18 protein-coding genes, 5 tRNA genes and 1 pseudogene are annotated in these 18,392 nt (G+C 71.7%); 5 read left to right on the top strand and 19 right to left on the bottom strand.

The window, feature by feature from the left end:
• Window positions 1-34 precede the first annotated feature (34 nt).
• From coaD to ABT106_RS00105, 4 genes are all read right to left on the bottom strand, one after another.
• Window positions 35-514: a pantetheine-phosphate adenylyltransferase gene (gene coaD, locus ABT106_RS00120; protein WP_351270253.1), complete on the bottom strand. Its 480-nt coding sequence runs from the start codon at window positions 512-514 to the stop codon at window positions 35-37.
• Between the two features lie 29 nt (window positions 515-543).
• Complete coding sequence (gene rsmD, locus ABT106_RS00115) at window positions 544-1,122, bottom strand: 16S rRNA (guanine(966)-N(2))-methyltransferase RsmD (RefSeq protein ID WP_351269973.1); 579 nt, start codon at window positions 1,120-1,122, stop codon at window positions 544-546.
• A gap of 61 nt (window positions 1,123-1,183) precedes the next feature.
• Window positions 1,184-3,388: an ATP-dependent DNA helicase RecG gene (gene recG / locus ABT106_RS00110; protein WP_351269970.1), complete on the bottom strand. Its 2,205-nt coding sequence runs from the start codon at window positions 3,386-3,388 to the stop codon at window positions 1,184-1,186.
• Between the two features lie 26 nt (window positions 3,389-3,414).
• On the bottom strand, window positions 3,415-5,067 hold the full coding sequence (locus tag ABT106_RS00105) for a DAK2 domain-containing protein (protein ID WP_351269967.1): 1,653 nt from the start codon (window positions 5,065-5,067) through the stop codon (window positions 3,415-3,417).
• Between the two features lie 240 nt (window positions 5,068-5,307).
• Here ABT106_RS00105 and rpmB point away from each other — a divergent pair, with 240 nt between their 5' ends.
• Window positions 5,308-5,493: a 50S ribosomal protein L28 gene (gene rpmB / locus ABT106_RS00100; protein ID WP_073911113.1), complete on the top strand. Its 186-nt coding sequence runs from the start codon at window positions 5,308-5,310 to the stop codon at window positions 5,491-5,493.
• 121 nt (window positions 5,494-5,614) lie between these two features.
• Here rpmB and thiD read toward each other — a convergent pair whose 3' ends face one another.
• The gene (gene thiD, locus ABT106_RS00095; RefSeq protein ID WP_351269963.1) at window positions 5,615-6,415 is read right to left on the bottom strand and encodes a bifunctional hydroxymethylpyrimidine kinase/phosphomethylpyrimidine kinase; all 801 of its coding nucleotides are present in this window, start codon (window positions 6,413-6,415) and stop codon (window positions 5,615-5,617) included.
• Window positions 6,412-7,395: a thiamine-phosphate kinase gene (locus ABT106_RS00090; RefSeq protein WP_351269961.1), complete on the bottom strand. Its 984-nt coding sequence runs from the start codon at window positions 7,393-7,395 to the stop codon at window positions 6,412-6,414. Before ABT106_RS00090 ends, thiD begins: the two co-directional genes overlap by 4 nt.
• Before the next feature lie 245 nt (window positions 7,396-7,640).
• On the opposite strand from ABT106_RS00090, the gene ABT106_RS00085 reads away from it, so the two are divergent.
• Window positions 7,641-7,874, top strand: a complete 234-nt coding sequence (locus ABT106_RS00085; RefSeq protein ID WP_030011290.1) for an Lrp/AsnC family transcriptional regulator — start codon at window positions 7,641-7,643, stop codon at window positions 7,872-7,874.
• 23 nt (window positions 7,875-7,897) lie between these two features.
• The gene (locus ABT106_RS00080; protein WP_351269958.1) at window positions 7,898-8,392 is read left to right on the top strand and encodes a DUF3515 family protein; all 495 of its coding nucleotides are present in this window, start codon (window positions 7,898-7,900) and stop codon (window positions 8,390-8,392) included.
• 138 nt (window positions 8,393-8,530) lie between these two features.
• On the opposite strand, the gene ABT106_RS00075 is transcribed toward ABT106_RS00080, so the two are convergent.
• The 3 genes from ABT106_RS00075 to ABT106_RS00065 are packed head-to-tail and all read right to left on the bottom strand — an operon-like array spanning window position 8,531 to window position 11,487.
• Window positions 8,531-9,688, bottom strand: coding sequence for a D-alanine--D-alanine ligase family protein (locus ABT106_RS00075; protein ID WP_351269956.1), 1,158 nt, complete (start codon window positions 9,686-9,688; stop codon window positions 8,531-8,533).
• Between the two features lie 39 nt (window positions 9,689-9,727).
• The gene (locus tag ABT106_RS00070) at window positions 9,728-10,738 is read right to left on the bottom strand and encodes an NAD(P)H-dependent glycerol-3-phosphate dehydrogenase (RefSeq protein ID WP_351269954.1); all 1,011 of its coding nucleotides are present in this window, start codon (window positions 10,736-10,738) and stop codon (window positions 9,728-9,730) included.
• A complete protein-coding gene (locus ABT106_RS00065) occupies window positions 10,735-11,487 on the bottom strand; it encodes a lysophospholipid acyltransferase family protein (RefSeq protein ID WP_351269952.1) in 753 nt (250 codons plus the stop codon). The genes ABT106_RS00070 and ABT106_RS00065 overlap by 4 nt, the downstream gene beginning before the upstream one ends.
• Window positions 11,488-11,679: 192 nt before the next feature.
• Here ABT106_RS00065 and cofC point away from each other — a divergent pair.
• Window positions 11,680-12,327, top strand: a pseudogene (gene cofC / locus ABT106_RS00060) (2-phospho-L-lactate guanylyltransferase); the annotation flags it as partial.
• Window positions 12,328-12,627: 300 nt separating this feature from the next.
• Here cofC and ABT106_RS00055 read toward each other — a convergent pair.
• From ABT106_RS00055 to leuC, 4 genes are all read right to left on the bottom strand, one after another.
• The gene (locus ABT106_RS00055) at window positions 12,628-13,317 is read right to left on the bottom strand and encodes an HU family DNA-binding protein (protein ID WP_351269949.1); all 690 of its coding nucleotides are present in this window, start codon (window positions 13,315-13,317) and stop codon (window positions 12,628-12,630) included.
• Between the two features lie 145 nt (window positions 13,318-13,462).
• Window positions 13,463-13,690: an SCO5555 family protein gene (locus ABT106_RS00050; protein ID WP_351269946.1), complete on the bottom strand. Its 228-nt coding sequence runs from the start codon at window positions 13,688-13,690 to the stop codon at window positions 13,463-13,465.
• A gap of 137 nt (window positions 13,691-13,827) precedes the next feature.
• Window positions 13,828-14,421: a 3-isopropylmalate dehydratase small subunit gene (gene leuD, locus ABT106_RS00045; RefSeq protein WP_351269943.1), complete on the bottom strand. Its 594-nt coding sequence runs from the start codon at window positions 14,419-14,421 to the stop codon at window positions 13,828-13,830.
• Window positions 14,422-14,426: 5 nt separating this feature from the next.
• Window positions 14,427-15,854 (bottom strand): 3-isopropylmalate dehydratase large subunit, encoded by a 1,428-nt coding sequence (gene leuC, locus ABT106_RS00040; protein WP_351269941.1) that lies wholly within the window; start codon window positions 15,852-15,854, stop codon window positions 14,427-14,429.
• Window positions 15,855-16,038: 184 nt separating this feature from the next.
• Between leuC and ndgR the strand changes: the two genes are divergently transcribed.
• A complete protein-coding gene (gene ndgR, locus ABT106_RS00035; RefSeq protein ID WP_150517662.1) occupies window positions 16,039-16,755 on the top strand; it encodes an IclR family transcriptional regulator NdgR in 717 nt (238 codons plus the stop codon).
• Between the two features lie 166 nt (window positions 16,756-16,921).
• Here ndgR and ABT106_RS00030 read toward each other — a convergent pair.
• The 6 genes from ABT106_RS00030 to ABT106_RS00005 form a co-directional block, all read right to left on the bottom strand.
• Window positions 16,922-16,994: transfer RNA gene (locus ABT106_RS00030), tRNA-Glu, on the bottom strand.
• A gap of 24 nt (window positions 16,995-17,018) precedes the next feature.
• Window positions 17,019-17,090 (bottom strand) — tRNA-Gln (locus tag ABT106_RS00025).
• Between the two features lie 21 nt (window positions 17,091-17,111).
• Window positions 17,112-17,184: transfer RNA gene (locus ABT106_RS00020), tRNA-Glu, on the bottom strand.
• Between the two features lie 61 nt (window positions 17,185-17,245).
• Window positions 17,246-17,318: transfer RNA gene (locus ABT106_RS00015), tRNA-Glu, on the bottom strand.
• 28 nt (window positions 17,319-17,346) lie between these two features.
• Window positions 17,347-17,418: transfer RNA gene (locus ABT106_RS00010), tRNA-Gln, on the bottom strand.
• An 86-nt stretch (window positions 17,419-17,504) separates the two neighbouring features.
• Entirely contained in the window at window positions 17,505-18,233 is a 729-nt protein-coding gene (locus tag ABT106_RS00005) for an HAD family hydrolase (RefSeq protein ID WP_351269938.1), read from the bottom strand.
• Window positions 18,234-18,392: the final 159 nt, after the last annotated feature.

The raw sequence follows: 18,392 nt of genomic DNA, 5'->3' as shown, positions 1-18,392 counted from the left end.
GACCACCGGCACCGGCTGACGGCCCCGCGGACGGTCAGCGGTCGCGCAGCCGTTCCAGCAGGGCGGCGTGCACGTGCGCGGGCAGCAGGTGGGCCACGTCGCCGCCCCAGGTCGCGACCTCCTTGACCAGCGAGGACGACAGGAAGCTGTACGTGGGATTGGTCGGGACGAAGAGCGTCTCGACGCCGGAGAGCCCTATGTTCATCTGGGCCATCTGGAGTTCGTAGTCGAAGTCGCTGACGGCGCGCAGGCCCTTGACGATGGCCGGGATGTCCCGCTGCTTGCAGAAGTCGACGAGCAGGCCGTGGAAGGACTCGACCTCGATGTTCCCGTAGTCGGCGGTCGCCTCGCGGATCAGCTCGATCCGCTCCTCGACGGTGAACAGGCCCTGCTTCGACTGGTTGATCATCACGGCGACGTGGACCACGTCGTAGAGCCGGGAGGCCCGCCCGATGATGTCGAGGTGTCCGTTGGTGATGGGGTCGAACGACCCCGGACAGACGGCGCGGCGCACGTGAAGTCCCTCGCTCTCCGGTACGGAAGTCATGAATCTTCGCTGGTGAAGGCGGCGCGACCGTACCAAAGGGTGCCCTCGCCGTACTTCCGCGACCGGAGCGGCTCGAAGCCGTCGGGCCACGGGAACGCGCCGCTCCTCGTGCTGCGCTCCACGGTGACGAGCGCATCGCCGGTGAGCCAGCCCTGGGACCGGAGTGTGAGGAGGATCTCCCGAAGATCGTCGTGACCGACGGCGTACGGCGGGTCCAGGAAGACCAGGTCGTACGGGTCCCCGGCGGCAACGGCCGCGACGATCTGCTCGGCCTTGCCGGCCCGGAACTCGGCGCCCGGCAGGCCCAGCACCGCGATGTTCTCCCGGATCGCCTTGGCGGCCTTGGCGTCGGGCTCGACCAGCAGGGCGTGCCCGGCGCCGCGGGACAGCGCCTCCAGGCCGACCGCCCCGGAGCCCGCGTACAGGTCGAGCACCCGGGACCCCTCGATGCCGTGCAGGGACTCCCAGGTGGAGAAGAGGCCCTCCCGCATCCGGTCAGAGGTCGGGCGGGTGCCGGTGCCCGGGGGCACGGCCAGCCGTCGCCCGCCGGCGCTGCCGGCGATCACGCGGGTCATCTGGTGTCCTTCGTACGGCGGTCGCGGGGGGTTACTGGGCTCCAACGATAGGTCGTACCGGTCAGCCCTTCTCCAGGTACTGCTCCCGCTCGGTGTCCAGCAGGGCGTCCAGCGCGGTGCGCAGACCCGGCAGGCCCTGCAGCCCGGGGTCCTCGGCGACGACCCGGGTGGCTTCCTCCCTGGCCTCGGCGATGACCTCCTCGTCCTCGATGACGGCGAGCATGCGCAGCGAGGAGCGCACCCCGGACTGGGCCTGGCCCAGGACATCTCCCTCGCGGCGCTGTTCCAGGTCGATCCGGGAGAGTTCGAAGCCGTCGAGGGTGGCGGCGACGGCGGCGAGCCGGGCCCGGGCGGGGCTGGCCTCGTGCATCTCGCTGACCAGCAGGCACAGGCCCGGGGCGGTGCCGCGGCCGACGCGGCCGCGGAGCTGGTGGAGCTGGGAGACGCCGAACCGGTCGGCGTCCATGATCACCATGACGGTGGAGTTCGGGACGTTCACCCCGACCTCGATGACGGTGGTGGCGACCAGCACCTTGACCTCGCCGGCGGCGAAGCGCCGCATGACGTCGTCCTTGTCGGCCGGGTCCATCCGCCCGTGGAGCACCTCGACGCGGATCCCCGCGAGCGGGCCGCGCGCGAGCTGCTCGGCGATCTCCAGGACGGCGAGCGGGGGGCGCTTGTCCCCGTCGGCCTCGGCGGCGGCCTTCTTCTTCTTGGAGCCGGCGGTCTCGTCGTCGTCCCCGATGCGCGGGCAGACGACGTACGCCTGGTGGCCGTTCTCCACCTCCTCGCGGACCCGTTCCCAGGCGCGGGCCAGGAAGTGCGGCTTGTCCTGGGCGGGCACCACGTGGGTCACGATGGGCGAGCGCCCGGCGGGCAGCTGGTCGAGGACGGAGGTCTCCAGGTCGCCGAAGACGGTCATGGCGACGGTGCGCGGGATCGGGGTCGCGGTCATCACCAGCAGGTGCGGGGGCTGTTTGCCCTTGGAGCGCAGCGCGTCGCGCTGTTCCACGCCGAAGCGGTGCTGTTCGTCGACGACGACCAGGCCGAGGTCGTGGAACTGCACCTTGTCCTCGATCAGGGCGTGCGTGCCGATGACGATCCCGGCCTCCCCGGTGACCAGGTCGAGCAGGGCCCGGCGGCGGGCGGGCATCCCCATCGACCCGGTGAGCAGCACCACCTTGGTGCCGCGGTCGGACCCGCCGAGCATGCCGCCCTCGGCCAGCTCGCCCATCATCTCGGTGATCGACCGGTGGTGCTGCTGGGCGAGCACCTCGGTGGGCGCGAGCATCGCGGCCTGTCCGCCGGAGTCGACGACGGCGAGCATCGCGCGCAGGGCCACCATCGTCTTGCCCGAGCCCACCTCGCCCTGGAGGAGGCGGTGCATGGGGTGGCTGGTGGCCAGGTCGTCGAAGATCTCCGCGGAGACCTTCAGCTGGCCGTCGGTGAGGGTGAAGGGGAGCTTGGCGTCGAAGGAGTCCAGCAGGCCGCCGGGGGTGGGACGGCGGGGCACGGCGGGGAGCTGGGAGTCCGCGTGGCGGCGGCGGGCCAGGGCGACCTGGAGGACGAAGGCCTCGTCCCACTTCAGGCGCCGGCGGGCGTCCTCGATGTCGGCCTTGGTGGCCGGCCGGTGGATCTTCAGCAGAGCCTCGGTGAGCGGGACCAGTGCGCGGCCCTCGCGCAGGGCGGCGGGCAGCGGGTCCACGGTTTCCCGGACAGCGGGCAGGACCGCGTCCACGCACTTGGTGATCTTCCAGGACTCCAGTTTGGCGCAGGCCGGGTAGATCGGGATGAGCCGGCTCGCGAACGCGCCGGCCGCGTCCTCGTCGGAGGCGTCGGCGCTCAGCAGCTCGTAGGCGGGGTGGGCGAGCTGGAGCTTGCGGTTGAACATGCCGACCTTGCCCGCGAACATCGCGCGGGTGCCGGGCAGCAGGTCCTTGTGCGGCTTGTGGACCCCGGCGCCGAAGAAGACGAGCTGGAGCCGGCCGCTGCCGTCGGTGATGGTCACCTCCAGGCGCTTGCCGCGGCCGCCGTTGAAGGTCAGGATCCGGGCGTCGGCGACCTGGGCGACGACGGTCACGTGCTCGTCGAGCTGGTCGGCGAGTTCGGTCAGCGGGGTCAGCTCGCCCCGCTCCGCGTACCGCCGGGGGTAGTGGTGGAGCAGGTCCAGGGCCGTGTGCAGGCCGAGCTGCTCGGCCAGCACCTTCGCGGTGGCGGGGCCGAGCGTCTTCTTGAGGTCTTCGTCGAGCGCGGGCACGTGTTCCATTGCACACCATGCCGCTGACAAGGCCGCTATTCGACCCCGATGAGGAGCGGCGCCGAGTGCCGCCCGCCCCGGTAGGTGACCGTGTCCACGGCCAGGTGCCCGTGCTGGACGTACGCCTCCAGGCGCTCGGCGAGCGCGTCCGGCACCTCCGGGCCGAGGACCAGGGTGACGAGTTCGCCCCCGGAGCCGAGCATCCGCTCCAGGACCGCCTCGGCGGTCTCGGCCAGGCTCGCGCCGATGACCGCGACGTCGCCGTCGATGAGGCCGAGCACGTCACCGGCCTGGCAGATCCCGGCGGAGGTGAAGGACTGCCGTTCGGCGACGGCCAGTTCCGCGCAGCGGGTGGCGCCGGCCGCCGCCGTCATGGCGACCACGTCCTCGTCGAAGCTGCCGTCCGGGTCGTGCACGGCGAGCGCGGCCAGCCCCTGGACGGCGGAGCGGGTGGGGATCACGGCCACCCGTACGCCGTCCGCCCGGGCCTGCTCGGCCGCCGCGGCGGCGACGGCCCGCACGTCGGCGCCGCCGGGCAGCAGCACCACCTCGCGGGCGTGCGCGCGGCGGATGGCGTCGAGCAGCCCGGCCGCCGTCGGGACCTCCCCGGGGCGGGCGAGGACGGCGGTGGCGCCCGCCCGCGCGCACAGTCCCGCGAGCCCCTCCCCCGGGACTACGGCGACCACGGCCCGCTGGGCGCGCTCGCCGCGGGCCCGGCGCATCTCGTCGCCGAAGTGGGTGATCCGGATCCGGTACGGCCGCCCGGCGACGACCCCGGCCTCCACGGCCGCGCCGGGGTCGTCGACGTGCACGTGGACGTTCCACAGGCCGTCGCCGCCGATCACCACGAGGGAGTCTCCGAGACCGTCGAGCCGGGCGCGCAGGTCCGCCACCGCCGGCTCCGCGGCCTCCAGCAGGTAGATCACCTCGTACGCCGGCCCGTCCTGCCCGCTCGCGCAGGGCTCCGCGGGACGGGGTACGGGCACGGCCCGCCCGCGCACCGGTTCGGCGGCGGGCTCCTGCCCGGACAGCGCCTGCCACAGGGCCCCGAGTACGGCGACCACACCGCAGCCCCCGGCGTCGACGACCCCGGCCCGGCCGAGCACGGCCAGCTGCCCCGGGGTCTCGGCCAGGGCGGCGCGGGCCCCGTCGTAGGCGGCCCGGGCCACGTCGGCGGCGGTCCCGGCGGCGGCTCCGGCGGCCTCGCCGGCCCGGGCCGCGGCGGTGGCCACGGTGAGCATGGTGCCCTCGACGGGGTGCGCGACGGCCGCGTACGCCGATTCCGCGGCGCGGGTCAGCGCCTGGGCCAGCACGGCCCCGGGGCCCCGGGCGCCGGGCTCGTCCCCGAGCACGTCCGCGACCCCGCGCAGCAGTTGCGCCAGGATCGTCCCGGAGTTGCCCCGGGCGCCGACGAGCGCTCCGTGCGCGTAGGCCCGTACGGCCTGGGCGAGGGAGGTCTGCGGTGTGCCCTCGGTCACCTCGCCGAGGGCCTCGTCGAGGGCGCGGTCGGCCGATTCGGCGGTCAGGTAGAGGTTGGTTCCGGTGTCCGCGTCGGCGACGGGGTAGACGTTGATCGCGTCGATGTCCTCGCGGGCCCGGCCCAGTGCGGCCACGGCCAGCGAGCTCCAGGCGCGCACCGCTTGGGCGTCGAGCTCGTCCGGGGGCTGCGGCTGCGGCTCGTGCGGCACCGGGTGTTCCTCCTTGTGCGGGCCAGGGTTCACCGCAGGGTAACGAAGGACCGCCGGGGCGTCCGGACCTCGGGGCGGGGGCGGCGGCGGCCATGGTAGTTTTCTTGGACCGGTGCAGGCGTTGTATGCTGCTCCGGTTGCCCGATGAGAGTCGGGCCATTCCCCGGCAAGCCACTTCAGATCTCTGGATCCGGTGCGCCGGTTTCACTGTAATTGCACCTGAAGTCTTTGGAGTGACCTGTGGCTGCCAACTGCGACGTTTGCGCCAAGGGGCCGAGCTTCGGCAACAGCATCTCCCACTCGCACCGCCGTACCTCGCGTCGCTGGAACCCGAACATCCAGCGCGTGCGTGCCGTGGTCAATGGGACGCCGAAGCGCCTCAACGCCTGCACCTCGTGCATCAAGGCCGGCAAGGTCTCGCGCTGACGCCTCCCGTCGTAGCGCAGCCCTTTCCGGTTGCCAAGAAGGCCGGTTCACCTCTGGTGAACCGGCCTTTTGCCTTTCCCGGACCCGGGCGACGCCCCGGATCCGGCGGGCCCGGCGGGGCTCAGCGCCACCGCCAGGCGTGGTCCACCGGGCCGATGCCCGCGCCGAGCGCGAAACCGGCGGCGATGGCCCCGGTCACGTATGCCTTGGCCTCGGTGACCGCCTCCGGGACGCTCAGGCCCTTGGCGAGGCCCGCCGCGATGGCGCTGGCGAGGGTGCAGCCCGTGCCGTGGGTGTGCCGGTTGTCGTAGCGCGGGGCCCGCAGCCAGCGCTCCTCGGTGCCGTCGCTGAGCAGATCCACCGCCTCGTCCGCGTTCGCCGCGAGGTGACCGCCCTTGATGAGCGCCCAGCGCGGCCCGAAGCCGAGGACCGCGTCGGCGGCCCGGCGCATGTCGTCCTCGCTCTCCACCCGCAGGCCCGTGAGCTGCGCCACCTCGTCCAGGTTGGGCGTGGCCACGGTGGCCCGCGGCAGCAGTTCCCCGCGTACGGCGTCCAGCGCCGAGGCGGCGAGCAGCGCGTCCCCGTGCTTCGAGACGCCGACCGGGTCGACGACGGCCGGCGCCGGGGTCTCGGCCAGCAGCGCGGCCACGGTCTCCACCAGCACGGCCGAGGAGAGCATGCCGGTCTTGACGGCCCGTACCCCGATGTCGTCCACGACGGCCCGGTACTGGGCCGTCACGGCCTCGGCGGGGAGTTCCCAGGCTCCGCGTACCCCGAGGGAGTTCTGCGCGGTCACGGCGGTCACCACGCTCATGCCGTGGACGCCGAGCGCGAGCATGGTCTTCAGGTCGGCCTGGATGCCCGCGCCGCCGCCGGAGTCGGATCCGGCGACGGTCAGGCACAGCGGCGGCGCCGTGCTCACGGGGCGCCGTCCTCGGAGGCCGGGTCGGCGCCGAAGTGGTCCCAGCCGCCGGTGCTGGTCCAGGGCGCTCCGTCGACGGTCACCTGGGGCAGCGCGGAGCGGTTGAGCACTCCGCCGATGACCTTCCAGCGGGCCGGCAGCTTCACGTCGGGCGGGAAGGTCGCCACGATCGCGTGGTCCTCTCCCCCGGTGAGGACCCACTGGAGCGGGTCGACGCCGACGGCCTGGCCGATGTCGTGCATCTGGCTGGGGATGTCCACGGCCGCGGAGCGCAGGTCGATCCGCACCTTGCTGGCCTCGGCGATGTGCCCGAGGTCGGCGATCAGGCCGTCGCTGACGTCGGTCATGGCGGTGGCGCCGAGCCCGGCGGCCGCGGGTCCCGCGTGGTACGGCGGTTCAGGTCGCCGGTGCGCCTCGACGAAGGCCCGCGGCGAGCGGAAGCCGCGCGAGAGGACCGCGAAGCCGGCCGCGGACCAGCCGAGCCAGCCGGTGACGGCGACGACGTCGCCGGGCTGGGCGCCGGAGCGCAGCACGGGCTCGTGGTTGCGCAGGTCGCCGAGGGCGGTGATCGCGACGGTGATGGTGTCGCCGCGGACCACGTCCCCGCCGACCACGGCGGCGCCGGCGACCTGGCACTCGTCCCGGATGCCGTCCATCAGCTCGGTGGGCCAGGTGACCGGCAGCTCGGCCGGGACGACCAGGCCCAGGAGCAGCGCGGTCGGCACCGCGCCCATCGCGGCGATGTCGGCGAGGTTCTGCGCGGCGGCCTTGCGGCCGACGTCGTAGGCCGTGGACCAGTCGCGCCGGAAGTGCCTGCCCTCCAGCAGGATGTCCGTGCTCGCCACGACCCGCCGGTCGGGGGCCGACACCACCGCGGCGTCGTCGCCCGGCCCGAGCCGGACGGCCGGGGTGGTGGTGAGCCGTGAGGTGAGTTCCCTGATGAGCCCGAACTCCCCCAGCTCGCCCACAGTGCCCTTCATCGCTGTGCCCCTTCTTGCCCAGTCCGCTTGCGGTCGCGAGCCGTCACAGCTCTGGGTACCGTCAACAGATACGTCAACTTCTGCTCTCCGCACGCCCCGCCGTGCGCGGCGCCGGGCTCGCGGGTCTCCCCGCGGCCCTCGGCGACGCGGTACCGTGGCGTCCCTTCTTCCCCCAGCCCCTTCGATCGTGTGGGGCCCACCCGAAGGTTAGGGGAAATGATCCTCGTGGCCGCCCTGGAGGTTCCGTGGTACAGGCGTACATCCTCATCCAGACCGAAGTGGGCAAGGCGTCGTTCGTCGCCGAGTCCATCGGCCAGATCCCGGGGGTGATCCAGGCCGAGGACGTGACGGGTCCGTACGACGTGATCGTGCGCGCCCAGGCCGACACCGTGGACGACCTCGGTCGCATGGTCGTCGCCAAGGTCCAGCAGGTGGAGGGGATCACCCGCACCTTGACCTGCCCGGTGGTCCATCTGTAGCCCCCGTCTACTCTTGGCCGGTGATGTCCCTCCACCACCGGCCCCTCCGTGTCCTGGCCCTGCCCGCCGCGCTGTCCGTCCTGGCCCTCGCGGCGTGTTCACCGGGCGGTTCCCGGGCCCGGGTGGATCCGCCCGCCACGCCGCCCGCCGACGTCGCGGGGTTCTGTGCAGCGCTGCACGAGGAACTCCCCGAAACGGTGGCCGGCCTGGCGCGGACCACCACCGAACCGGCATCGGATCTGACGGCCTCGTGGGGCGGCTCGGCGATCGTACTGCGGTGCGGGATCCCCAAGCCCCCCGAGATGGCCGATCCGGCACAGGAGGGCGTCCACGTGAACGACGTGGCCTGGCTGCTGGAGAAGCTTCCCGACGGCGGCGGCTTCCGTTTCACCACCGGGGGCCGGCTCGCGTACACGCAGGTGCGGGTCGACCGGGAGCACGCCGAGGACGCCGGGATGCTGGTCGGCCTGTCCGATGTGATCGCCAGGACCGTGCCCGAGGGCATCTCCTCCTACTGAACCGCCCCCGGCTCCGCGACTTCCCGAGCCCCGCACGCCGCGTCCGCGCGGCGCCGGACCCCGTCCCGGCACGCCGCCGCCCGCCGGCCCTCGCCCTTCAGGGCGGGCCGGCGGGCGGTGTGCTGTTCCGGAGCGCTGCTAGCGCAGGCCGGTGGAGCGGCGCAGGGCCGCCTGGATCAGGCGGTCCACCAGCTCCTGGTACTCGATGCCCGACTCCTGCCACATCCGCGGGTACATGGAGATCGGGGTGAAGCCCGGCATCGTGTTGATCTCGTTGATGACGAACTCGCCGTCCTCGGTGAGGAAGAAGTCGGCACGCACCAGGCCCTCGCACGACGCGGCCTCGAAGGCCTCGATCGCGAGCCGCTGCACCTCGGCGGTCTGCTCCGGGGTCAGCGGGGCGGGCACGATCCCGGAGGCGGAGTCGATGTACTTCGCCTCGAAGTCGTAGAAGTCGTGGCTGGAGACCGGCGGGATCTCGGCGGGCGCGCTCGCGCGCGGGCCGTCCTCGAACTCCAGGACGCCGCACTCGATCTCGCGGCCGCGCAGCAGCGCCTCCACGATGACCTTCGGGTCGTGGCGGCGGGCCTCGTGGATCGCGGCGTCGAGCGCCCCGGCGTCGTCGACCTTGGTGATGCCGATGGAGGATCCGGCCCGGGCGGGCTTCACGAACAGCGGCCAGCCGTGCTCGCCGGCGAAGTCCAGGACCTTGGCGCGCGCCGCGTCCCGGTCGGCTTCCCACTCGCGCGGGCGGATGGTCACGTACGGGCCGACATTCAGCCCGAAGGACGTGAACACCCGCTTCATGTAGTCCTTGTCCTGGCCGACGGCCGAGGCGAGGACGCCGGAGCCGACGTACGGGATGCCGGAGAGCTCCAGCAGGCCCTGCAGGGTGCCGTCCTCGCCGTACGGGCCGTGCAGCACGGGGAAGACGACGTCGACCTCGCCCAGTGCCTTGGGGACGGCGCCCGGCTCGGTGTAGACGACCTCGCGGTTGGCCGGGTCGACCGAGAGCACGACGGCGCCGTCCTCGGAGTCGGCCAGTTCGGCGACGTTCGGGAGCCGGCGGTCGGCGATGGCCATCCGCTCGGGCTCGTCGGCGGTCAGCGCCCACCGGCCGTCCGTGGTGATGCCGATGGGCAGCACCTCGTACTTGGAGCGGTCGATGGAGCGCAGCACCGCGCCCGCCGTGACGACCGAGATGGCGTGTTCCGAGCTGCGGCCGCCGAACACGACGGCCACGCGGGGCTTGCGGCCCTGCTGCTCAGGGGTCTGGGGGAGGTTCTCGCTGCTCATATCGCCACGAGGGTACCCGCTCGGACGGCCGGAAAGGAGTCAGCGCCGTTCCGGTTTGGCGCTGCGCCCCATCAGTTCCTTGAGCGCGACCAGGGTCGGCTTGCCGTGGTGGACGATGTCGACGACGGTGTCCGTGATCGGCATGTCGACCCCGTGGCGCCGGGCCAGATCGGCCACCGACTGGCAGGACTTGACTCCCTCGGCGGTCTGCCGGGTGACCGCGATGGTCTCCTCCAGGGTCATCCCGCGGCCGAGGTTGGTGCCGAAGGTGTGGTTCCGGGAGAGCGGCGAGGAGCAGGTGGCGACGAGGTCGCCGAGGCCCGCGAGGCCGGAGAAGGTGAGCGGGTCCGCGCCCATCGCCACGCCCAGCCGGGTCGCTTCGGCCAGTCCGCGGGTGATGAGGGAGCCCTTGGTGTTGTCGCCGAGGCCCATGCCGTCCGCGATGCCGACGGCGAGGCCGATGACGTTCTTGACCGCGCCGCCGAGTTCACAGCCGAGGACGTCGGTGCTGGTGTACGGCCGGAAGTACGAGGTGTGGCAGGCGGCCTGGAGGCGCCGGGCCACGGCCTCGTCCACGCAGGCGACGACGGAGGCGGCGGGCTGCCGGGCGGCGATCTCGCGGGCCAGGTTGGGGCCGGTCACCACGGCGATCCGGTCGGCGGCGACCTTGGCGACCTCCTCGACGACCTCGCTCATCCGCTTGGCGGTGCCGAGTTCGACGCCCTTCATGAGGGAGACGAGGACCGTGTCGGGGGCAAGCAGCGGGGCCCAGGAGGCGAGGTTGCCGCGCAGGGTCTGGGAGGGGACGGCGAGGACGGTGAAGTCGGCGCCCGCCGCGGCCTCGGCCGGGTCGGTGGTGGCCCGGAGGTTCTCCGGGAGCTCCACGCCGGGGAGATAGTCCGGGTTGGTGTGGCCGGTGTTGACGGCGTCGACCAGCTCCTGGCGGCGGCCCCACAGGGTCACCTCGCAGCCGGCGTCGGCGAGCACCATGCCGAAGGCGGTGCCCCAGGAGCCGGTTCCGTAGACGGCTGCCTTCACGGGACGTGTCACTTCTTGCCCTCCCCTGCGGCCTTGCGCCGCTGCTGTGCCCTGGCCTTGCGGTGGTCGTACGGCTGCGCGGGCGCGCTCTCGCCCCGCACCTCCTCCAGAAGGGATGTGATGGCCGCCATGACGACCTCGGTGGCCTCCTTGAGGACTTCCGGGGTCGGTTCCCTGTCGTAGTAGGCGGAGAGGTCCACCGGCGGCCCCGCGAGCACCTGGAGCGTCTTGCGCGGGAACAGGCGGAGCCTGTTCTCCTTCGCGTACGGCGGCATCGCGAGGTTCGCACCCCACTGGGCCACCGGAATGACGGGGGCCCTGGTGATCAGCGCCACGCGCGCGGCGCCGGTCTTGCCGGCCATCGGCCACATCTCCGGGTCGCGGGTGAGGGTGCCCTCCGGGTAAAAGGCCACGCATTCGCCGCTCTCGATCGCGTCCACCGCGGCCCGGAATGCGTCCAGGGCGTTGCTGCTCTCCCGGTAGACCGGGATCTGACCGGAGCCGCGCAGGATCGTGCCGACAATAGGGACCCTGAAGAGCCCCGCCTTGGCGAGCAATCGGGGCACGCGCCCGGTGTTGTACTGGAAGTGCGCGTAGGAGAGCGGGTCCAGATACGAGTTGTGATTGACGGCGGTGATAAATCCGCCCTCGGCCGGAATGTGCTCCATTCCCCGCCAGTCCCGCTTGAAGAGCACTACCAGCGGCGGTTTCGCGATGACCGCCGCCAGGCGGTACCAGAAGCCGATTCTGCGGCGGGACACTCGGACACCTTCCTCTAGGACCGGTGCGCGGCTCGGGCCACCTCGTCGGCCGGACAAGTGTCGCCCCGGGCCCGGTCTCTGTCGAGAACACCGTACGCCCCGCTCGTGCCACCGGTCCCCCGGGTCGCCCGGGGAGGGCGACAATGAGCCGAGACGTGACCGGGCCATGACCTGACCATGGCATAAACCGGTGTGGGAGCACGCGCGGGGAAGGGAGCGGCCACGAACGCCGTCTGGAGTCTGGTGGTCCCGCTGAAGCCCCTCGCGGTGGCCAAGAGCCGCCTCGCGGCGGCCGTCGGGGCGTCGCGTCCGGGGCTGGCCCTGGCCTTCGCCCAGGACACCGTGGCCGGGGCGCTGGCCTGCGCCGCGGTCGCGGATGTGGTGGTCGTCACGGACGACCGCGCGGCCGGCGGGGAACTGTCCCGGCTGGGGGCCCGGATCGTCGCGGACGTCCCCGCCTCCGGGCTCAACGCGGCGCTGGCCCACGGGGCGCGGGCGGCGCGGACGGCCCGGCCGGGAGCGGCGGTGGCCGCGATGAACGCCGATCTCCCGGCACTTCGGCCCATCGAATTGCTACGCGTGCTCGATAACGCTTCGGCATTTCCCCGGGCCTTTCTGGCGGATGCCGCCGGAATCGGGACGACCTTGCTTTCCGCTGCGCCGTACGTGGAATTGGCACCCTCGTTCGGCGGCCCGTCCAGGGCCAGGCATTCGGCGTCGGGGGCGGTGGAAATCGCGTTGTCGGGGGTCGACAGCGTGCGCCGGGACGTGGACACCGGCGCCGATCTGCGGGCGGCGCTCGTCCTCGGGGTGGGCCGGCACACGGCCCGATACAGTGCCGGTATGCAGGCGACCGCGTACACGTACGACTCCCAGACCCGCAGCGGCAGCGTGCTGCTGGACGACGGCACCCCGGTGTCCTTCGACTCGCCGGCGTTCGACGCGGGCGGCCTGCGGCTGCTGCGGCCCGGACAGCGGGTCCGGATCGAGACGGACGGCGAGGGCGCGGGCCTGCGGATCACCCTGGTCACGCTGCAAACCTTCTGACCTGGCCTTTCGACCGCCCGACGGCGTCCGGACAGCACCGCGGGCCGGCTTCCCCCTGAGGGGAAGCCGGCCCGGCGTGTGTGACTCGTGCCCCTACTTCTTGCGGGCGGTGGTCTTCTTCGCGGTGGCCTTGCGCGTCGCCGTCTTCTTGGCGGGCGCCTTCGTCGCTGCGGTGGCCTTCTTGGCGGCCGGAGCGGTGTTCTTCGCGGCGGCGGTGGTCTTCTTCGCCGCCGGGGTGGCCTTCTTGGCGGTGGCCGAGGTCTTCTTCGCCGTGGCCGTCGCCTTCTTCGCGGTGGCCGTGCTCTTCACCGCCGCCTTCTTGGCGGTCGCGGTGGCGGCCTTCTTGGCGGTGGCCGTGGTCTTCTTCGCGACCGCGGTCTTCGCCGCGGCCTTCTTGGCGGTCGTGGCCCTCTTCGCGGCGGCCTTCTTGACCGTCGCGGAGGCGGCACCGGTCAGGCTGCCCTTCGGCGCCTTCTTCACGGACACCTCGCCGCCCTTGGGCAGCTTCTTGGTGCCGCTGACCAGGTCCTTGAAGCCCTGGCCCGCACGGAAGCGGGGCACCGAGGTCTTCTTGACCCGGACGCGCTCTCCGGTCTGCGGGTTGCGGGCGTAACGGGCCGGGCGGTCGACCTTCTCGAACGAGCCGAAGCCCGTGACCGAGACCCGGTCGCCTCCGACGGTAGCCCGGACGATCGCGTCCAGTACCGCGTCGACGGCGTCCGCGGCCTGCTGACGGCCGCCCAGCTTGTCGGCAATCGCTTCTACGAGCTGCGCCTTGTTCAACGTCTTCCCCTTCGGAGACTTCGCCAGAACGAATGTGTTCAAGCTTATTTCGCACGTTAGGCGGATATATACCGCAAATCAAACACGAAACGGGCTAATCACCCTAGTGCCGCAACGCTGTAGGCCGTTACGGAGTTCCTTCGCATCAGTCGCCTTCAGGGAATCGACCCTCGTCGAGGTCCTTCATCAACCTGTCCAGGCGCCTTGCCGCATCGGCGAGATCGTGCTTCGCCGAAGCCGTGGCGACCAACAGCTTCCGGGACAGCGCCATCCTTACGCCCTCCGGGACTTGCAGTGAGCGCACCCTTGTGTGCGCTTCTTTCAGTCGGTCCGCGACGAGTTCGTAGAGCTCAAGTTGACTGTCGCGTTCCATGCACAGATTGTGCCATCTGGGGCGAGTTGTCGCCTCACGGGGCCTCAACACACAGCTGTGCCCCCCACCGGACGGTGGGGGGCACAGTGTTGTCGATGTGGTCGCCAAATGGCGAATAAGCGCTGATCAGGCTGGAATCAGAGCCGAATCGTGCGGGGCTTGAAGGCCGGTCGGGTGCTTTCGTACGTGGCGATGTCCGCTTCGTTCTGAAGGGTGAGGGAGATGTCGTCCAGCCCCTCCAGCAGCCTCCAGCGGGCGTTGTCGTCGAGCTCGAACTCCGCGACGACACCCTGCGCACGCACCTGGCGGTCGACCAGGTCGACGGTGATCTCGGTGTTCGGGTCGGCTTCGGTCAGCTTCCACAGCCGCTCGACCGTCTCCTGCGGGAGCACGACGGTCAGCAGACCGTTCTTCAGCGAGTTGCCGCGGAAGATGTCGGCGAAGCGGGAGGAGATGACCGTCTTGAAGCCGAAGTTCTGCAGGGCCCATACGGCGTGCTCGCGCGAGGAGCCGGTACCGAAGTCGGGGCCGGCGACCAGCACCGTGGCACCCGCGCGCTCGGGGCGGTTGGTGATGAACTCCGGGTCCTTGCGCCATGCCTCGAAGAGGCCGTCCTCGAACCCGTCGCGGGTGATCTTCTTCAGCCAGTGGGCCGGGATGATCTGGTCGGTGTCGACATTGCTGCGGCGCAGCGGGACGGCCCGGCCGGTGTGGGTGGTGAAGGCTTCCATGGTGTTCAGACTCCGGCGGTCGCGTGGGCGTCGGACAGGTCGGCGGGCGAGGCCAGATGGCCCAGTACCGCGGTGGCGGCGGCCACCTGCGGGGAGACCAGGTGGGTCCGCCCGCCCTTGCCCTGCCGGCCCTCGAAGTTGCGGTTGGAGGTGGACGCGGAGCGCTCGCCCGGCGCCAGTTGGTCGGGGTTCATGCCCAGGCACATCGAACAGCCCGCGTGCCGCCATTCGGCCCCGGCCTCCTTGAAGACCTTGTCCAGGCCCTCTTCCACGGCCTGCAGAGCGACCCGGACCGAGCCGGGGACGACCAGCATCCGTACGCCGTCGGCGACTTTGCGGCCCTCGATGATGCCGGCCACGGCGCGCAGGTCCTCGATGCGGCCGTTGGTGCAGGAACCTACGAAGACGGTGTCGACCCTGATGTCCCGCAGCGGCTGTCCGGCGGTCAACCCCATGTATTCCAGGGCCTTTTCGGCGGCGTTGCGCTCCGAAGCGTCCTCGTACGAAGCGGGATCGGGGACGCGGGCGGACAGCGGTGCGCCCTGGCCCGGGTTGGTTCCCCAGGTGACGAACGGGGACAGGGTGGTGCCGTCGATGACGACCTCGGCGTCGAAGACCGCGTCGTCGTCGGTGCGCAGCGTCTTCCAGTACGCGACCGCCGCGTCCCACTCCTCGCCCGCGGCGGGCGCGTGGTCACGGCCCCGCAGGTATTCGAAGGTGGTCTCGTCGGGGGCGATCATGCCCGCGCGGGCGCCGGCCTCGATCGACATGTTGCAGATGGTCATGCGGGCTTCCATCGACAGCTGCTCGACGGCCTCGCCGCGGTACTCCAGGATGTAGCCCTGGCCTCCGCCGGTGCCGATCCGGGCGATGATGGCCAGGATCAGGTCCTTCGCGGTGACGCCCTCGGCCAGCGCGCCGGTGACGGTGATGGCCATCGTCTTGGGGCGGGCCAGCGGGAGCGTCTGGGTGGCCAGCACGTGCTCGACCTGGCTGGTGCCGATGCCGAAGGCCAGCGCGCCGAAGGCGCCGTGCGTGGAGGTGTGGGAGTCGCCGCAGACCACGGTGGTGCCGGGCTGGGTCAGGCCGAGCTGCGGCCCCACCACGTGGACGACACCCTGCTCGACGTCGCCCAGCGAGTGCAGGCGTACGCCGAACTCGGCGCAGTTCTTGCGCAGCGTCTCCAGCTGGGCCCGGGAGACCGGGTCCGCGATCGGCTTGTCGATGTCGATGGTGGGGGTGTTGTGGTCCTCGGTGGCGATGGTGAGGTCGAGGCGCCGGACGGGCCGGCCGGCCTGGCGCAGACCCTCGAAGGCCTGCGGGCTGGTCACCTCGTGCAGCAGGTGCAGATCGATGAAGAGGAGGTCGGGCTCGCCCTCGGCGCGCCGGACGACATGGTCGTCCCAGACCTTCTCCGCGAGTGTCCTACCCATCGCTTTCCCTCCGGCCGGCCGGTCCGGCCGGCGCTTCATAGAGATCTGTTGCGCCTGATCGCCCGTACCCCACGCACCGGACGACGGCTCGGACCCATTGGTTCGTGGACCCGCACATACAGACTCGCTGGTTCTTGGAAAAATTGAACTTGCGTTTCACAGTGTGAGACGCGAATATCGTTTCATGGACAACTCTAGCGGCGTCGGCGTTCTCGACAAGGCAGCTCTGGTACTGAGCGCACTGGAGTCCGGTCCGGCCACCCTCGCCGGGCTGGTCGCGGCGACAGGGCTCGCACGACCCACGGCGCATCGCCTTGCCGTGGCTTTGGAACACCACCGGATGGTGGCGAGGGACATGCAGGGACGTTTCATCCTCGGTCCGCGGCTGGCGGAGCTCGCCGCCGCGGCCGGCGAGGACCGCCTGCTGGCCACGGCGGGACCGGTACTCACCCACCTCCGGGACGTGACGGGGGAGAGCGCGCAGCTCTACCGCCGTCAGGGAGACATGCGCATCTGCGTGGCGGCCGCCGAGCGGCTGTCGGGCCTGCGGGACACCGTCCCGGTGGGCTCCACCCTCCCGATGAAGGCGGGCTCGGCCGCGCAGATCCTGATGGCCTGGGAGGAGCCCGAGCGGCTCCACCGCGGCCTCCAGGGCGCGCGCTTCACGGCGACGGCGCTCTCGGGCGTACGCCGCCGGGGCTGGGCGCAGTCGATCGGCGAGCGGGAGCCCGGCGTGGCCTCCGTATCGGCGCCGGTGCGCGGCCCCTCGAACCGGGTGGTGGCCTCGGTGTCGGTCTCCGGCCCGATCGAGCGGCTGACCCGCCACCCGGGCCGGATGCACGCCCAGGCCGTCATCGACGCGGCCGCACGCCTCACGGAGGCCCTGCGCCGCACCGGCTGACCCTCCCGTTCCCCATATCCCCCGCCACTCCCCCGGGCCCGGGGGCGCGCAGACGCCGCACACGTCCGAACACGCGCCTCCGGGCCCGCACTTGCAGCCACGCCGGCCTTGTCGGGAAACGGCGAAGAGGCCCTCCGCGATGATCGCGGAGGGCCTCTTCGATGCGTACCCCCGACCGGATTCGAACCGGCGCTACCGCCTTGAGAGGGCGGCGTGCTAGGCCGCTACACAACGGGGGCTAGCTGCTCTTGCTCTGTACTGCGCTGGGCTACCAGGACTCGAACCTAGAATAAGGGAACCAGAAACCCTCGTGTTGCCAATTACACTATAGCCCAAAATGGTCTAGACCAGACCAGTACCCCCGACCGGATTCGAACCGGCGCTACCGCCTTGAGAGGGCGGCGTGCTAGGCCGCTACACAACGGGGGCCCTAGCGATCCTGCATCAAGACGTCCGGGTGCGACCCTGGAGATCTCGCGGGAAGGATCTGTACCCCCGACCGGATTCGAACCGGCGCTACCGCCTTGAGAGGGCGGCGTGCTAGGCCGCTACACAACGGGGGCAAAGCACTGCGTTACTTCTTGCACTGCGCTGGGGTACCAGGACTCGAACCTAGAATAAGGGAACCAGAAACCCTCGTGTTGCCAATTACACTATACCCCACCATAAGTCAACCCCTTGTCGGGGTTTTCTTTCGGGTGGCGCCTCCGTCCGGCCTTTCGGCCCGCTTCGGCGGCGCAGAAAGAACATTACCGGATGCCTGACCGTGCTCCAAAACGGGTATCCCCTGCCAGCAGCTCCGGAAGCCGGTCAAGCCCCTCGATGCGGTGGATCCCCCCGGGGCCCGGCCCGCGGGCCCCGTCGCGGTCCAGCCAGACCGCCAGCAGGCCGGCGTCACGGGCCCCCCGGGCGTCGATCTCGGGCTCGTCCCCCACGTACGCCACCTCGCCCGGCGGCAGCCCGAGCGCCTCGCACGCGGCGAGGAAGGCGGCGGCCTCGGGCTTGCTCACCCCCAGCTCGGCGGCGCAGACCAGGACCTCGAAGCGGTCGCGCAGCCCGAGGTGGCGCAGCTTGGGGTCCTGGTTGGCGACGGAGGAGTTGGTGAGCACCCCGTGCCGGTAGCCGCCGGCGAGGGCGTCCAGTACGGGCACCACGTCGGGGAAGAGGACCCAGGCGGCCTTGTAGTGCGCGACGTACCGGTCGAACCAGGAGTCCGTCTCGGCCGCGGTCATGGCGGGGGCGCCGAGGAAGTCGCGAACCCGGTCGCGGCGCTGCTCCCGGAAGTCCACCTGCCCGGCGGCGAAGCGCGCCCAGTTCCGCTCGGTGATCTCCCGCCACAGGGCCAGCGCCCGTGCGGGAGACCCGTACCGCCCTTCGAGGCCCTCGTCGGCGAGCTGGCGCGCCAGCCCGGCCCGGTCGGCTCCGGTGTAGTCGAACAACGTGTCGTCTATGTCCCACAGCACGGCTCTGATCACCATGGGCCAAGTATGCGAGGAGGCCGTCCGCCGCACCCCGGATACGGCGAAGAGGCCCGGCCCCGGAAGCGGCCGCTATAGAATCGGCGCATGGTGACCGGACAGCGCGGCAGGCCCCGCTCCTTCGACCGCGACGCCGCCCTCGACAAGGCGATGCTCGCC

This window comes from Streptomyces sp. NPDC002044, from assembly GCF_040296725.1.
GTDB lineage: Bacteria > Actinomycetota > Actinomycetes > Streptomycetales > Streptomycetaceae > Streptomyces > Streptomyces antarcticus.
This window is presented reverse-complemented; position numbering and strand designations above follow the sequence as displayed.

Bases quoted from the DNA above. Each gene is read 5' to 3' on its own strand.
- leuD (WP_351269943.1), bottom strand. From the start codon at position 14,421: ATGGAAGCCTTCACCACCCACACCGGCCGGGCCGTCCCGCTGCGCCGC.
- rsmD (WP_351269973.1), bottom strand. From the start codon at position 1,122: ATGACCCGCGTGATCGCCGGCAGCGCCGGCGGGCGACGGCTGGCCGTG.
- leuC (WP_351269941.1), bottom strand. From the start codon at position 15,854: ATGGGTAGGACACTCGCGGAGAAGGTCTGGGACGACCATGTCGTCCGG.
- ABT106_RS00080 (WP_351269958.1), top strand. From the start codon at position 7,898: ATGTCCCTCCACCACCGGCCCCTCCGTGTCCTGGCCCTGCCCGCCGCG.
- ABT106_RS00005 (WP_351269938.1), bottom strand. From the start codon at position 18,233: ATGGTGATCAGAGCCGTGCTGTGGGACATAGACGACACGTTGTTCGAC.
- recG (WP_351269970.1), bottom strand. From the start codon at position 3,388: ATGGAACACGTGCCCGCGCTCGACGAAGACCTCAAGAAGACGCTCGGC.
- ABT106_RS00050 (WP_351269946.1), bottom strand. From the start codon at position 13,690: ATGGAACGCGACAGTCAACTTGAGCTCTACGAACTCGTCGCGGACCGA.
- ndgR (WP_150517662.1), top strand. From the start codon at position 16,039: ATGGACAACTCTAGCGGCGTCGGCGTTCTCGACAAGGCAGCTCTGGTA.
- ABT106_RS00090 (WP_351269961.1), bottom strand. From the start codon at position 7,395: ATGAAGGGCACTGTGGGCGAGCTGGGGGAGTTCGGGCTCATCAGGGAA.
- ABT106_RS00075 (WP_351269956.1), bottom strand. From the start codon at position 9,688: ATGAGCAGCGAGAACCTCCCCCAGACCCCTGAGCAGCAGGGCCGCAAG.